Source organism: Lactobacillus sp. WILCCON 0149, assembly GCF_057197965.1.
The window spans coordinates 1-1,067 of record NZ_JBUBHO010000026.1 but is presented as its reverse complement, the minus strand read 5'-3'; the positions used below and the strand labels follow the sequence as shown (position 1 = coordinate 1,067).

1 protein-coding gene is annotated in these 1,067 nt (G+C 44.2%); it reads left to right on the top strand.

The genetic code is table 11. The annotated features are described in order from the left end of the window. Positions 1-827, top strand: an 827-nt coding sequence (locus ACYVUV_RS12305) for an RNA-guided endonuclease TnpB family protein (RefSeq protein WP_484499572.1), incomplete at its 5' end; no start/stop codon positions are given. Between the last annotated feature and the right edge of the window lie 240 nt (positions 828-1,067).

Genomic DNA, 1,067 nt, shown 5'->3' with positions numbered 1-1,067 from the left:
TCAAGCAGCGCCTCGAAGTTCATAAGCTGATCACTAGCAAGCGTTACAGTAACAATTCAAAGAAGGCGATCGGCATTGACAAGGGGCTTGCCACCTTGCTTTCCTGCAGCAGCGGCAATGAATATGGTAAAAACTTCAGCAAGCTTGCCAATGCCATCGTTGACAAGTACGGCAAGCGAAACGCAAATCGGCAGCCTTATATGAGTTTGCGCTGGCTGCTCAATCAGCAGCTTGAGCAACTGGAAAAGGCAGATAAACCTTTGTCTAAGACTGCTTCGAAGAAGAAAAGAAAACTGCTTGGCAAGCTTAAGAATCTGGAACAGAACAATATCGGCAGAAAGTCGTATGACAAGAGCTACCGCTCAGCTCAAGAAACTGTCAGAAGCTTTATCAGCTGTGCGATAAACAGAATGATCAAGACAGAGCATCCGGCGGTCATTGCCAAGGAAGACTTGATGTTCGTAAAAGAAAAAGGCGTCAAATCAGATAACAGCAGATTTGCAAGAAAGATGCGCAAGCGCTTGAATTCATGGACTAAGGGCCAACTGGATGAACGCATTGAATATCTTTCAAGCAAGAATTCGATTGAAACTCATGATGTCAATCCGGCATATACTTCTCAGTACTGTCCAATCTGCGGGCAGCATTTTGAGGAAAGATACGGCAGTCATCATGAACTGACTAGATGCAAGAAATGCGGCGAAATGAATGCGAATATCGCCGCTGCAAAAAACATATTGAGTAGATTAACTGACGAAGAAATTACGCTTTACACGCCTTACAAGCGAGTTAAGGAAATTCTTGACAGTCGGATAAAAGAAGCATAAGCCTAGTAATACTACAAAGTTGAAGGCTCTAGCATGTAAGAGCAGTCAGCTTTAACGAACTTAGTTCGGGGTATTAAAATCGCGGCTTGACTGCTTCGAGAAGGCATCACGATATGCTTGCCTGCTTTTTAGCAGGCAAGATGCCTTCAAGACTTCCATGCTAAAAGTTTTCAGTGGGGCAGATAAAAAGCTATTGGATGACGCCATCCGGCGTTGTTTGATAGCCAACCGTACTCACTG